This is a genomic window from Vibrio sp. FF266 (assembly GCF_041439695.1).
In the GTDB taxonomy this organism is placed as follows: domain Bacteria; phylum Pseudomonadota; class Gammaproteobacteria; order Enterobacterales; family Vibrionaceae; genus Vibrio; species Vibrio tasmaniensis_A.
This window is the reverse complement of record NZ_JBGOOO010000004.1, coordinates 202402-215576: the sequence shown is the minus strand read 5'-3', so window position 1 is coordinate 215576 and position 13175 is coordinate 202402. Positions and strand designations below refer to the sequence as shown.

The window sequence follows — 13175 nt, the reverse complement described above, 5'->3', positions numbered from 1 at the left end:
CTTTATCGCCCACCAAGAACACAGCCTCTACACTATATTGAACGCAGTATCGCTTCGCTCGACTCTTCGATTAAATCCAACACTAATTCAAAGCCATTCCCCTCACCATAATAAGGATCGGGAATTTCTTGATATTGTGACTCTCCAAAACTCAAAAATAACGCGAGCTTGTATTGAAGGTGAACTGGACACTGGCTCACTAAGTCATCTAAATTCGCCTTGTCTGCCGCAAGTATCAGGTCAAACTCTTCGAAGTCATTATCTACCACTTTACGAGAAGTAATCCCTTTAAAGCTGTAGCCTCGCTTCTCTCCTGCTGATTTTGAACGTGAGTCTGGCGCGTTGCCTTGATGAAAGCCAATTGTCCCAGCGGAGTCGACCGTTACATTAATATCCATCTGCTGAGCTTTCTTTCTCAGCACCGCTTCACCTGTTGGCGAACGACAAATATTCCCCATACAAACCACGAGTATCTTTTTCATCCATAATCACCTGTTCTTCCGATGGTTTTTGCTATCGTTAAGTTAGGCTATGATAGGCGTAATCACAACTTAAAAGGATTTGTTATGTCGACCGAAGACAACAAAGAACAACGCCACAAAGCAAGACAACAGAAAGTAAAAGAGCAAGTCGATGCACGTGTTGCAGCAGCGCAAGAAGTGAAAGGACTGTTATTGGTTATTACTGGCAACGGGAAAGGGAAATCGACATCAGGTTTCGGTACGATTACACGTGCAGTCGGTCACGGTAAGAAATGTGCCGTTGCTCAGTTTGTAAAGGGAACCTGGGATAACGGTGAAAAGAACGTTCTTCAAAAACTCGATGTAGAGTTCCAAGTGATGGGTACAGGCTTTACTTGGGAAACTCAAAATAAGGCGAAAGATATTGAAGCCGCACAGCGCGTATGGAAAGAGTGCCAACGCATGCTAGCTGATGAGTCGATTGATGTGATTCTGTTTGATGAGCTGACTTATATGGTGAGTTACGGCTACATTGAATTGGATGAAGTGGTAGAAGCTCTGAATAACCGTCCTAAAATGCAATCAGTGATCATCACAGGCCGTGGAGCGCATCGCACTTTAACGGACATGGCCGATACCGTGTCTGAAGTTCGTAACGTTAAACACGCTTTCGAATCCGGTGTAAAAGCTCTGCAAGGCGTTGACTGGTAATTGCATTCAACCAGAGATCCCCGACTCGGTCATTCTTCCCTCTCGAGGATGACGACTCTTCAGTGTTACTCCCCTAAATAAGGACGAGCACCGATCGTCATTCCCTAAAACCAGGGACGAGTGCAATAGGGAATCTTTCTTGAGTATTATCGATGCCAAACAAAAGCGCCATTCCTCGTAATAAGGAATGGCGCTTTTTATATGCTATTTATTTAAAGTAGCGATTAGTTAAACAAGCCTTTGAGTAAACCATTGACTGCATCTCTAGTTTTCTCATCTTTGATCTTGTCACCGTATTTTTCTTCAAGTTTCTTAATACCACGATCAATCTCTTTTTCAGCTTTCTGTTTCAACACATCATCAAAAACAAGCCCAAATTTCGGGTCAGCCCACTGGCCGGTTACCTTAATTGGAATCGTCACATCTTTGAGATCATCAATGCTCTTACCACCCTGCCCTTCAAGCGAACCAACAATTGACGTGCGAACCAGGAAGTCGGCCGTTTCATTGATGAAGTTTGCTTTACCTTGACCTGTCACGCGTAAAAGAGGCGATTGTGCCGATAAGTCATTCGTTGAAACCCAACCTTTATCAACCTTGAGTGTTGCTTTCATTGCACTAAAATCTGTCTTTTGAGACTCATCTTTGCTTTCGACTTTTTCGCCTTTGATCTTAGCGTAGTTTTCTCTAATCAGTTGCGCGATGTTGATGCCATTAACCGCACCATCTTCAAAGTTAATCGCAATAGTACCCACCAAGTTCTTCTTGATTCCTGTTGGCGTCAAGCTCTTACCTTTAACGTTAACATCGATATTACCGGTACCTTCCAGCGTATCGTTGTTCGCTACGTCAACCAGTAACGGTTGTACTTTTACGCCTTTAATCTTTTTCTTAGCCGTGTAAGTCGCAGGCGTCTTGCGTGCATCTAATCGTGCTGTTGCCGAGATAGAGCCTTGGTAAAGATTCGAGGTAAACGATGTCAGATCTGCGATACCACGGTTAACTAAGAACGCAGTTTTCACGTTCTGCATTTTTGCGTTGTTCGCCTTGAACTTATCGATTGTGATATTACCTTTCACATCGAGCGTTTTCAGAGCTGACAGATCAGGTTCTACTTCTTTCGCAGGAGCCGAGTTATCTGAACTTGACGTCGAAGAAGCTGCAGTATTTGAAGTTGAGCCACCAGCAGAATCAGAAGGCGCAGCACTCGCTGTTTCTGATGTATTACCTAGGCCTAAGAACTCATCTAAATCGATGTTCGGGCTATGAAGAGAAAAACGAACCTTTGGTATTTCAGATAAAGTGATGTCCGCTTTACCGTCTAGTGCGATAGCGTTAGCTTGCAGCTTCTCTAGCGCAAAGCTCAAGTGACTCTTAGTTAGATCAAAGCTTAAGTCAGACAGCATATCCACTTTCATTGGTGATTGAGGAAGCGTTTCACCTTTGAATGTTGAGTCTAATGTTAACTTGTTCAGTGTAACTTTTGAGATCGCGCTATCGACAGTTAAGTCACCGCCACCTTTAAGATCAAGGTCAAGACCAGCAGCATTACCAATCACCGCATAAGTCAGTTGGTTAACCTTATCGAACTCAAACGTATTTAAGCCAATCTTCGCTGACTCGATCGATGTTGCTGGATCATTGAACTTCGCATTAAGGTCAATATTTCGTAATGCGTAGCTTGCAAAGCCTTCCGCTAATTTGAATTCAGCACTGCCATTTGCAGAGAACTTCTGTTGGTTGTTTTCACCAGAAGCCGCAAACGTCGCGGTCGTCCATGTATCAACGGCAAACTCAGAAAGACTCAAAGACACATCGTATAGCTTAGTGAATGAACCTGCTTGCTTGTCGTCCATCTCAAACAATGCGTTTGAGACAGTTACACCTGCAAGATTGATCGTCCAGCCAGATGTGTCTGTAGAAGTTTGCTCTTGAGGCGCCGGTGTTGCTTCAGAACTTGTATCCGCTGCAGGTTCAGACTCCTTAGGAGCAGACGCTTGTGTGAGCGCATCGATGTTCTTGCGACCATCTTTAAGCGTTTCTAAATAAAATTCTGCACCATCTAGAGTGATATTGCCGATCTCTAGTTGATTGCTAAATAGCGGAGTAACCGAAACATCAACGCCAACCGTATCAACCTTAAACAGGTTTGGTTGAGTGAACCCTTCAGGGTTACGTAATTCAGTTTGACCAAGTTCGAAGCCAATAGATGGGAAGAATTGCCAACTGATATCACCCTCGATCACGAGCTCTAGGCCTGTGTGTTTTTGGGCTTGTTCGACAATTAATGGCTTAAATTGGTTGGGATTCACTAACAGCACTAGTGCCAGAATTGCTGCAACGACAACAAACACTGGTACAGCTATGAAAATGAGTAGTTTCTTCATCCGCATATTCCTTGCTTAGATTCCAAAAGAAAGTGGCACTATAAAAGTGCCACTGATTCGGTAAAAAATAAAGCTAAGTGAGTCACTTAGGCAAAATTTTATTCGATTAAGACTTCAACAACTTCGCAATATGCGCTTTTAGCACATCAATCGCAATACGGTTTTTACCACCACGAGGAACGATGATGTCTGCATGTTGTTTTGAAGGCTCGATAAACTGCATGAACATTGGGCGTACTGTTTCTTGGTATTGTTTAAGTACCGTATCCATTGTTCGACCACGCTCTTCTACATCACGCTTAACACGACGTAGTAGACAGATGTCCAACGGTGTATCCATAAATACGCTTGCGTGCATTAGTTTACGAAGACGCGGGTCTGTCAGAAGCAGAATACCTTCTAAAATGATCACTTTCTTAGGAGTAAGTGTAGTCGTTTCAGAAGTGCGTGTGTGCTCTGTGTAGCTGTATTCAGGAACTTCCACGGCATTGCCACTCATTAGCTGCTGTAGATGTTCGCATAAAAGGTCATGATCTAGTGCATTTGGGTGGTCGTAGTTAGTTTTAACTCGCTCTTCCATACTCAAGTGACTTTGGTCGCTGTAATAGCAATCTTCCGTGATAACACCAATTTGATGGTCGCCTACTTTTTCGCGCAGCTCATTATAAATCGTACTCGCGATCAGGCTTTTTCCTGAAGCTGAAGCGCCAGCGATACCTACGATGACACATTGATTATTATCAGACATTAATTTGCACCCGATATGGTTTGGTGGTGGGAAGAGATAAACCGCCTGATTATAGGGGCTAAAGCATATAGATTCTAGTCGCGATGTTAGCTAATTGCAGTCAAATTGATGATCTCAATACATTTACTTAAAACAATCGTTTGCTTTCAAATAACTTAAATACAACTATATGCACAAGCCCTATGGCTATCCACCTAATCAACCGTTGTTTATCTCACCCAAACATGATTTACACACCTTTGTGATCAACCATTGCTATTCAACCATCGCTATTCAACCATCGAGAAGTTAATCGCCTCTGGTCTCGCCTTACCAGTCCAGAACATCTTCGCAGCCACGTTCTCAGCAAGCTCTAAGTAATGACGCGTGTGTTCACTGTCTGGACGACGTATAACGGTTGGGCAACCTGCATCAATATCTTCCCGTACATCAATGTGCAGCGGAATTTGCGCTAAGATATCGAGGTAAAACTCTTCTGACATGGCTTCCGCGCCACCAGCGCCAAAGATATGCTCTTTCTCGCCACAGTGGCTACAGATATGGTAGCTCATGTTTTCCACTAAGCCTGCCACTGGCACGCTCACTTTATCAAACATCGCCACACCTTTACGCGCATCGGCTAATGCCAAATCTTGAGGGGTGGTCACCACAACCGCGCCCGTCACTGGGATCTGCTGCGAAAGCGTTAGCTGAATATCACCCGTACCCGGTGGCATGTCGATAACAAGGTAATCCAATTCTGGCCATACGGTTTCATTCACGAGCTGACCTAAAGCCTTCGCTGCCATTGGGCCACGCCAGATTGCAGCATCATCTTTCGACACAAGATAGCCAATAGAATGCGTAAAAATGCCGTGCGCCTCGATTGGCATCATCCATTTGTTGTTCTGCACTTCTGGCTTTGCATCCAGTTGACCGAGCATCATCGGCACAGATGGACCATAGATATCCGCATCCAACAAGCCCACTTTTGAACCTGACTTAGATAACGCAAGCGCAAGGTTTACCGAAGTTGTCGATTTACCCACCCCACCCTTTGCCGACGTCACGGCGATAATGTTCTTAACGCCCTTCAAAGGTGTCGCGACTGTTGTTTCTAGCGCAGACGGCTTCACTTTTACTTCAAACTGAAAAGCGCTAACAAGTTGCTGTTCAATCTGGGAGTGGATCCACTGTTCCAGTTCAACCGCGAGCTGATTGGCAGCAAAAGGCAAGGTAATAACAAATGACCCACGCGGATCAACCGATACAATATTTTGGTGTAGCGCCCACTCTGGGATGAGGATTGGTGACTCGAACTCATTCAACCATGAACAGAAATCTTGCTTAGAAGTAAAGTTACGCATTGGGGCTCCTTTTTTTATTTATGCTATCACCCACGAGATGAAGACTGAACCCCTAAAAAACTAGGGGAATCCTTTGTCTGATACCTTGGCGTATCACACGTTATAAAGTAGTATTACCTCTCAAAATTTATACCTATCAAAAAAGCGAATTATTAAGTATGGCAACTGATCCAAGACAACTTTTGGTAACTTGTGCGCTTCCGTACGCTAACGGCTCTATTCACCTTGGCCATATGCTTGAGCATATCCAAGCTGATATCTGGGTTCGATACCAGCGTCTACGTGGCAACACTGTAAACTTCATCTGTGCTGACGATGCTCACGGCACGCCAATTATGCTTAAAGCTCAACAGATGGGTATCACGCCAGAAGAGATGATCGCTGCTGTTAGTGAAGAGCACCAAAAAGACTTCGCTGGCTTTGATATCAGCTTTGATAACTACCACAGCACACATAGCGAAGAGAACCGTGAACTGGCTTCTCACATCTATCTAGAACTTAAAAAGAACGGCTTCATTTCTAGCCGTACTATTTCTCAGCTTTTCGATCCTGAGAAAGAGATGTTCCTACCAGACCGCTTCGTAAAAGGTACTTGCCCTAAGTGTAAGTCAGAAGACCAGTATGGTGATAACTGTGATAACTGTGGTGAGACATACAGCCCAACTGAGCTAATTAACCCTAAATCAGCGGTTTCTGGCGCAACTCCAGTAATGAAAGATTCTGAGCACTTCTTCTTCGACCTACCTCAGTTCGAAAGCATGCTTAAAGAGTGGACTCGTTCTGGTTCTCTACAGAATGAAACTGCAAACAAAATGCAGGAATGGTTCGAGTCTGGTCTGCAACAGTGGGATATCTCACGTGATGCACCTTACTTCGGCTTCGAAATCCCAGGCGAGAAAAACAAATTCTTCTACGTATGGCTAGACGCTCCTGTTGGTTACATGGCTTCTTTCAAGAACCTATGTGACAAGCGTGACGATCTAAACTTTGACGAATACTGGAAGAAAGACAGCACAACTGAGCTTTACCACTTCATCGGTAAAGACATCGTTTACTTCCACAGCCTATTCTGGCCTGCAATGCTAGAAGGCGCTGGTTTCCGTAAGCCAAACAACGTATTCGTACACGGCTACGTAACGGTGAACGGTGCGAAAATGTCTAAGTCGAAAGGCACATTCATCAAAGCAAGTACGTACTTAAATCACCTAGACCCTGAGTGTCTACGCTACTACTACGCTGCTAAGCTAAACAGCCGTATCGATGACCTTGACCTTAACCTTGAAGACTTCACTCAACGTGTAAACGCGGATGTAGTAAACAAGATTGTTAACCTAGCTTCTCGTAACGCTGGCTTCATCACTAAGCATTTCGAAGGCAAGCTTTCTGCTGAATTTGCAGAACCTGAGCTATACAACGAATTCGTTGCTGCTGCAGAGCGTATCGGTCAGCTATACGAAACTCGTGAGTTCAGCCGCGCTATCCGTGAAATTACTGCACTAGCTGATAAAGCTAACCAGTACATCGACGAAAAAGCACCTTGGGTTCTTGCAAAAGAAGAAGGTAAAGAGAAAGAGCTTCAAGAAGTTTCTTCTGTCGGTATTAACCTATTCCGCGTGCTAATGGCTTACCTGAAACCCGTTATGCCAGAGCTTGCGGCTCGCACTGAGGCTTTCCTAAACGAAGAGCTTACGTGGGAAGCGATTGCTACTCCGCTAACTGATCACGAAATCACTAAGTTCAAGGCGTTGTTTAGCCGTATTGAACCGAAGAAAGTAGAAGCAATGATCGAGTCTTCTAAAGAAGATGCAGCCGCAGAAGCCGCTGCGAAAGAAAAAGCAGAAGCTGAAAAAGAGCAAGCAAGCCAAACTGAGCTAGACAAAGAGCCAATCGCAGACGAGATTGAATTCGATGCCTTTGCAGCAGTCGATATGCGTATTGCTCGTATTATCTCATGTGAAGAAGTACCAAAAGCGAACAAGCTACTGAAGTTCCAACTGGACATCGGTGGTGAAACTCGCCAAGTATTCTCTGGTATCAAGTCAGCGTACAAACCTGAAGAGTTAGAAGGCAAACTAACTGTCATGGTAGCAAACCTTAAACCTCGTAAGATGAAGTTTGGTATGTCTGAAGGCATGATCCTAGCTGCTGGTCCTGGTGGCAGTGACTTGTGGATCCTTGAACCACACGAAGGTGCTCAACCTGGCATGCGTGTAATGTAGCTCTGGCTTCAGTCAGATAACAAGCACTCATAGCGAAATCCCTAATGCACTTTTAACTTGAATGAGTTGATAAGCATTGGGGATTTTTTATATCTACCGAAAATAAGCGTTCTCTGTTAGAGTCGCCGTCAACTATGCTATGTAGAGTAGAAATTTGTTTGCCGACAATAACGGGCTAACCAACACCTTTTACTCTTCAAACCCTTTTTAGGAATCCCCAGTGACTAACAACGAAATCTTGCGTCGTATTCAACACGCGCTAAACCTTAAAAATGCACAGATCATTAAAGCTATCGAGCAAGCTGATGTGACCGTTGCTCATGACCAAGTGATTAATTGGCTAAAAGACGACAACGACAAGTCATGCTCTAAGATGAAAGATAAAGAGTTAGCGGTATTCCTAAATGGTTTTATCAATATTAAGCGTGGCAAAAAAGAAGGTGTTCAACCTAAACCTGAAGTTGCTCTGACTAACAACATGATTTTCATGAAGCTGCGTATTGCGTTGAACATGAAAGCAGAAGATGTATTAGATATATTAGAAGTGGTAGGCATCAGCCTAAGTAAGTACGAGATTGGTGCCTACTTCCGTAAGCCAGAGAACAAGAACTACAAAGTATGTGAAGACCAACTACTTTGCGATTTTCTAAATGGCGTGCAATTTACTAACCGTCCAGACTCAGAAGAGTTTGCAGGGTAAGTTACTGCCTATTGATACGTTTTCACCAACTATCAATAAATAAAAAGCGGCGAGATAATTTGATTATCTCGCCGCTTTTTCGTTTCTTTACGTCGTTTACTCAATAAGTAAAACAACCGAACAATACTTTTATGAAAAGACTTAGCTGTCGTCTTCAGTAAAGTTTGTCGGTAACGTTGTCTTCATCTCGTTCCAAATCTGTGCGCTTGCGATACCGTAGTTACGAATCACAAGTGGTAAATTCTCACGCTCACCGCTTTCACAAATAACAAACAAGTTTTTGTAGAACTCCATGGCTAAACGACGAGCTTCTGGGTTAGAGAAGTAGTAGCTGCCAACACGGTCGTACAACTTACGAACACCATTGAAGATCAGGCCATAAATTTGGTTACCTGAATGGAATGCTAAACGTTGGAAAAGCATGTAATCGTAGAAGTTAAAAGTTTTAGCAATTAAGATCGTTTGACGCTTCGCTTCATCTTTTTCTACGTCTTCTTTCACCGATTGTTTGATCTTGTCAGCATATGGCGACGATTCTAAGAATTCATCCCAAGTAGGTGCCGCAAGTAAAGATTCACAAGATTCAATTACGTTAGTAATCGTACGCTCTGAAGCCTCTTTATTTGCTTTGAATGCATAACGCATAAAGATAGGGCTGATATTAGTACGAGCAGCAAGCAGGTCTTCTACCATTTTACTTGCGTTATCAACGTCCAACGTCATTAATGTATCAAGGATATGAAGACCTGACGTTTCCATAAACTGATTAACTTTAGTTGGCTTACCGTGTTGGATTGTCAACCAACCATCACGAGCAAGACGCTGAAGTACTTCACGAAGCGTAGTACGTGTAACACCAATCAGCTCAGAAAGCTCACGCTCTGCGGGCAAGATAGAACCTGGAGCGAAACGGCCATTCCAAATACTTTCAATGATATACTTTTCTGCAAATCCTGCCGGGCTCTTTGCCTTAATGACCATCTACACTTCAATCCAATTTAATTATTTTGTTCTAATTTACTCATCATACCACTAGTTAACACCCTGCGGAAATACCCCCAAAAAATTTTACGCACTCAAAACCCAAGTAGAGTTAAAACTCTAAAGTTCAGCACACGTTTGCACTCAAGGTTTGGATAGCAAGCGACTACAAATCATCATTTAAACAAACCATTAACACAACAAATTCTTTTTAAAATCAATGAGATTGGTCATATTTTTAAATCTATTAATTTGCAATATTAAGTTGTAATAATCATATATAAGCCGTCGTTATTCTGTAAATTTTAATCATTTCGCTGAAATATTGATTCTAGTCGGTTTTTATCACATTTTAAGTGGTATGCTTGCGCTACTTTGATCGCGTTTCTCAACAAAAAAGAGGTATTTTTAGTGCTACAGGGGTTTTCCTGTTGACTAAATGTTATCTAAGAGTAGAGTTGCGCTCAAAAATAAGCAGTGCTTGAGTTTCTAAGGGAGTGACTTGGCAAGACCACAGAACATTACATGGAATGTAGTTTTTCTAAGTCACTGTTAGTTATAGGTTTTAACTAAACCTACAGCTCGATTCTCAAAATGTTGTATTGCTTGTCTATTCATAATCAACATAAAAGAGTATTAACATGCCGATGTCTCTCGGAAACGCTTTTATCAAAAACTTCCTTGGTAAAGCTCCTGATTGGTATAAACTTGCCATCATTTCCTTTTTAATCATCAACCCGTTTGTTTTTTTCCTAGTTGACCCATTTGTTGCGGGCTGGCTATTAGTGGTTGAGTTTATTTTCACTCTAGCTATGGCTCTAAAGTGCTACCCTCTCCAACCCGGTGGCTTATTGGCAATTCAAGCCGTCGCCATTGGCATGACTAAACCAGAAATGGTTTATCATGAGCTACAAGCAAACCTACCAGTATTACTCTTACTAGTATTCATGGTTGCTGGCATCTACTTCATGAAAGAACTACTTCTGTTCATTTTTACGAAGATCCTGCTCGGTATCCAATCCAAAATTCTACTCTCTGTCGCTTTCTGTGTCGCCGCAGCATTCTTGTCTGCCTTCCTAGATGCGCTGACAGTAATCGCCGTAGTCATTAGCGTTGCAGTGGGCTTCTACTCTATCTACCACAAGGTTGCATCAGGTAAGGGCACAACGTCTGCGCACGATCATACTCATGATGAAGAGATCTCTGAGCTAACACGTGATGACCTTGAAAACTACCGCGCATTCTTACGTTCACTACTTATGCACGCCGGTGTTGGTACTGCTCTGGGTGGTGTAATGACCATGGTAGGTGAACCACAAAACTTAGTAATTGCTAAGCAAGCGGGTTGGGAGTTCGGTGAATTTATCATCCGCATGCTGCCAGTAACACTGCCTGTTTTCTTCTGTGGTATTTTAACTTGTGCACTTGTCGAGAAATTCAAAGTGTTTGGCTACGGTGCAGAGCTGCCAAATAACGTTCGCCAAATCTTAGTTGAATTTGACAACAAAGAACGCGCAAATCGTACAAAACAAGATGTAGCTAAACTATGGGTTCAGAGTGCAATCGCAGTTTGGCTTATTGTTGGCCTTGCGCTTCACGTCGCTGAAGTCGGTTTGATTGGCCTTTCAGTGATCATCTTAGCTACAGCGTTTACAGGTGTAATTGAAGAACACTCGATGGGTAAAGCCTTTGAAGAAGCACTGCCATTTACTGCACTTCTTGCCGTCTTTTTCGCGGTTGTTGCTGTAATCATCGACCAGGCTCTATTTAAGCCAGTAATCGATGCCGTACTTCACGTTGAAGATAAAGGCGCACAGCTCGCACTCTTCTACGTAGCCAACGGTATTTTGTCGATGGTTTCAGACAACGTATTCGTCGGTACGGTTTACATCAACGAAGTTAAAACAGCTCTGGTTGAAGGCGTCATCACTCGTGACCAATTTGATCTGCTTGCTGTTGCTATCAACACAGGTACCAACCTACCTTCTGTTGCTACGCCAAACGGCCAAGCTGCATTCCTATTCCTATTAACGTCAGCACTTGCTCCGTTAATTCGACTGTCTTACGGCCGCATGGTCATCATGGCTTTGCCATATACTCTCGTATTAGCACTTGTTGGCCTTGCCGGTATTGTGTTCTTCGTAGAACCGATGACAGCATGGTTCTATGATGCAGGTTGGATCATTCACCGTACGGGTGAAGTGGTAGCTCCAGTTATCTCCGGTGGCCACTAACCCGGATTTCTATCGCTAAACACAATAGGTGCATCTAACTAATCAAAAATATTAGTTGATTAGGAAACTTATCCAAGATAAAAAGCTCTGAGTAATCAGGGCTTTTTTATTTTATTGACAGGATTAAATTCGTGAACTTTTTTGCAATGCTCAAAGACTTCTCTAAGGGACGTTTATCTTGGCTTTTACTGCTGGCTTTTATTGTCTTTTTTGAAGCATGTGCTCTTTTCTTTCAGCACGTGATGATGCTTGGCCCTTGCGTAATGTGTATCTACGAGCGCGTTGCTATGCTCGCTATCGGCATCGCAGCAATGATTGGTGCTATTGCCCCGCATAATCCGATTTCACGTTGGCTAGGTCTACTTGGTTGGGGGTTAGGTGCGTATAAAGGGTTGATGCTTGCTTTAGAGCACGTTGACTACCAGTTTAACCCGTCTCCTTTCGCTACCTGTGACCTGTTCGTGACCTTCCCTAGCTGGGCACCTCTAAACCAATGGGCTCCGTGGATGTTTGAGGCCTACGGCGACTGCAGCAAGGTTGTATGGCAGTTCTTAGAACTTTCAATGCCTCAATGGCTAGTGATTATCTTCGCGGGTAACTTGGTTGCTTTCGGTTTTGTAGTGATTTCTCAATTCGTTAAATCGAAGAATGACTAACAATTAGCACATCATGTTAAGAAACGAAAAAGTCGACATTACGTCGACTTTTTATTATCTATTAACAATGCAATTAAGATTTTTTACCACAGCACTGTTTAAACTTTTTACCACTTTCACACGGGCAAACATCATTTCGGCCGATGCCCTTAAACGGATTCACACTTTGAGATTTATTTCCGAGCATCGCTTCATCCGCTGCTAGCGCAACTTCTGTCACCATCAAATCGACTTGCCCGACGAGATCATTCAAAGTTGGCGGGGTTTCTAATCCAGCTGCTTTCATTTGCTCGATTGTCTGTTCTTCATCAATCGCCAGCATGAATGTTGTTAACATTGCTTGTAGCATGCGTAATGTGCCATCTGCGATTGACGTTTCCTGCCACTGTTCTTCAATCGTCGGCCAGACCATCATAAAACCTTCAGAAAAATCGGCTAGCTGTTCAGCAAAATTATCTGCATCAAGCACTTCTGTAAGCAAATATTCACTTCGCTGAATGAGGTTATGTTGGCGATTAATTTGCTCGGTGACTTGAGGAACGAAGTCCTGACCAGTTTCAGGAATAGCTATAGGTAACCAAGCCTCTGGATCAAGAGGTTTAGTTGCAAGGTTAGATGCAAATATAGCACCTTCTACAAACTGGGCTGTTACGTCGTTAATTGAGTCAGGAAGACTCAATAATTGATACTTCATATTACTTCACTAGTCGGTCAATTCTGTTGTCTCCATTA

At 43.2% G+C, this 13175-nt stretch carries 11 protein-coding genes; 5 read left to right on the top strand and 6 right to left on the bottom strand.

Annotated features, from left to right (window positions below; translation table 11 throughout):
- Window positions 1-32: 32 nt before the first annotated feature.
- Window positions 33-482 carry a low molecular weight protein-tyrosine-phosphatase gene (locus tag ACED59_RS05600; protein WP_017099041.1) on the bottom strand — a complete coding sequence of 150 codons (450 nt, stop codon included), beginning with the start codon at window positions 480-482 and terminating at the stop codon, window positions 33-35.
- A gap of 84 nt (window positions 483-566) precedes the next feature.
- Here ACED59_RS05600 and cobO point away from each other — a divergent pair, with 84 nt between their 5' ends.
- On the top strand, window positions 567-1172 hold the full coding sequence (gene cobO / locus ACED59_RS05595) for a cob(I)yrinic acid a,c-diamide adenosyltransferase (protein ID WP_029224060.1): 606 nt from the start codon (window positions 567-569) through the stop codon (window positions 1170-1172).
- A 224-nt stretch (window positions 1173-1396) separates the two neighbouring features.
- Here the strand turns inward: cobO and ACED59_RS05590 are convergent, their stop codons facing one another.
- The 3 genes from ACED59_RS05590 to apbC form a co-directional block, all read right to left on the bottom strand.
- A complete protein-coding gene (locus tag ACED59_RS05590; protein WP_017099043.1) occupies window positions 1397-3559 on the bottom strand; it encodes an AsmA family protein in 2163 nt (720 codons plus the stop codon).
- A 106-nt stretch (window positions 3560-3665) separates the two neighbouring features.
- Window positions 3666-4307 carry a uridine kinase gene (udk, locus tag ACED59_RS05585; RefSeq protein WP_004734002.1) on the bottom strand — a complete coding sequence of 214 codons (642 nt, stop codon included), beginning with the start codon at window positions 4305-4307 and terminating at the stop codon, window positions 3666-3668.
- A 269-nt stretch (window positions 4308-4576) separates the two neighbouring features.
- The gene (apbC, locus tag ACED59_RS05580) at window positions 4577-5653 is read right to left on the bottom strand and encodes an iron-sulfur cluster carrier protein ApbC (RefSeq protein WP_009848619.1); all 1077 of its coding nucleotides are present in this window, start codon (window positions 5651-5653) and stop codon (window positions 4577-4579) included.
- A gap of 158 nt (window positions 5654-5811) precedes the next feature.
- Here apbC and metG point away from each other — a divergent pair, with 158 nt between their 5' ends.
- Together metG and ACED59_RS05570 are read left to right on the top strand one after the other, a co-directional pair.
- Window positions 5812-7872, top strand: a complete 2061-nt coding sequence (gene metG, locus ACED59_RS05575) for a methionine--tRNA ligase (protein WP_017099044.1) — start codon at window positions 5812-5814, stop codon at window positions 7870-7872.
- A gap of 220 nt (window positions 7873-8092) precedes the next feature.
- Complete coding sequence (locus ACED59_RS05570) at window positions 8093-8572, top strand: DUF1456 family protein (RefSeq protein ID WP_017099045.1); 480 nt, start codon at window positions 8093-8095, stop codon at window positions 8570-8572.
- A 141-nt stretch (window positions 8573-8713) separates the two neighbouring features.
- Here the strand turns inward: ACED59_RS05570 and fadR are convergent, their stop codons facing one another.
- Window positions 8714-9553 (bottom strand): fatty acid metabolism transcriptional regulator FadR, encoded by an 840-nt coding sequence (gene fadR, locus ACED59_RS05565; protein WP_009848622.1) that lies wholly within the window; start codon window positions 9551-9553, stop codon window positions 8714-8716.
- A 641-nt stretch (window positions 9554-10194) separates the two neighbouring features.
- Here fadR and nhaB point away from each other — a divergent pair.
- Window positions 10195-11787 carry a Na(+)/H(+) antiporter NhaB gene (gene nhaB / locus ACED59_RS05560; RefSeq protein ID WP_009848623.1) on the top strand — a complete coding sequence of 531 codons (1593 nt, stop codon included), beginning with the start codon at window positions 10195-10197 and terminating at the stop codon, window positions 11785-11787.
- Window positions 11788-11918: 131 nt separating this feature from the next.
- Window positions 11919-12443 carry a disulfide bond formation protein DsbB gene (gene dsbB, locus ACED59_RS05555; RefSeq protein WP_009848624.1) on the top strand — a complete coding sequence of 175 codons (525 nt, stop codon included), beginning with the start codon at window positions 11919-11921 and terminating at the stop codon, window positions 12441-12443.
- A 73-nt stretch (window positions 12444-12516) separates the two neighbouring features.
- Here dsbB and ACED59_RS05550 read toward each other — a convergent pair whose 3' ends face one another.
- Window positions 12517-13137: an SEC-C metal-binding domain-containing protein gene (locus ACED59_RS05550; protein WP_012603553.1), complete on the bottom strand. Its 621-nt coding sequence runs from the start codon at window positions 13135-13137 to the stop codon at window positions 12517-12519.
- Window positions 13138-13175: the final 38 nt, after the last annotated feature.

Coding starts and splice junctions, on each gene's coding strand:
- ACED59_RS05590 (WP_017099043.1), bottom strand. CDS start 3,559: ATGAAGAAACTACTCATTTTCATAGCTGTACCAGTGTTTGTTGTCGTT.
- ACED59_RS05600 (WP_017099041.1), bottom strand. CDS start 482: ATGAAAAAGATACTCGTGGTTTGTATGGGGAATATTTGTCGTTCGCCA.
- apbC (WP_009848619.1), bottom strand. CDS start 5,653: ATGCGTAACTTTACTTCTAAGCAAGATTTCTGTTCATGGTTGAATGAG.
- metG (WP_017099044.1), top strand. CDS start 5,812: ATGGCAACTGATCCAAGACAACTTTTGGTAACTTGTGCGCTTCCGTAC.
- cobO (WP_029224060.1), top strand. CDS start 567: ATGTCGACCGAAGACAACAAAGAACAACGCCACAAAGCAAGACAACAG.
- nhaB (WP_009848623.1), top strand. CDS start 10,195: ATGCCGATGTCTCTCGGAAACGCTTTTATCAAAAACTTCCTTGGTAAA.
- ACED59_RS05550 (WP_012603553.1), bottom strand. CDS start 13,137: ATGAAGTATCAATTATTGAGTCTTCCTGACTCAATTAACGACGTAACA.
- udk (WP_004734002.1), bottom strand. CDS start 4,307: ATGTCTGATAATAATCAATGTGTCATCGTAGGTATCGCTGGCGCTTCA.
- fadR (WP_009848622.1), bottom strand. CDS start 9,553: ATGGTCATTAAGGCAAAGAGCCCGGCAGGATTTGCAGAAAAGTATATC.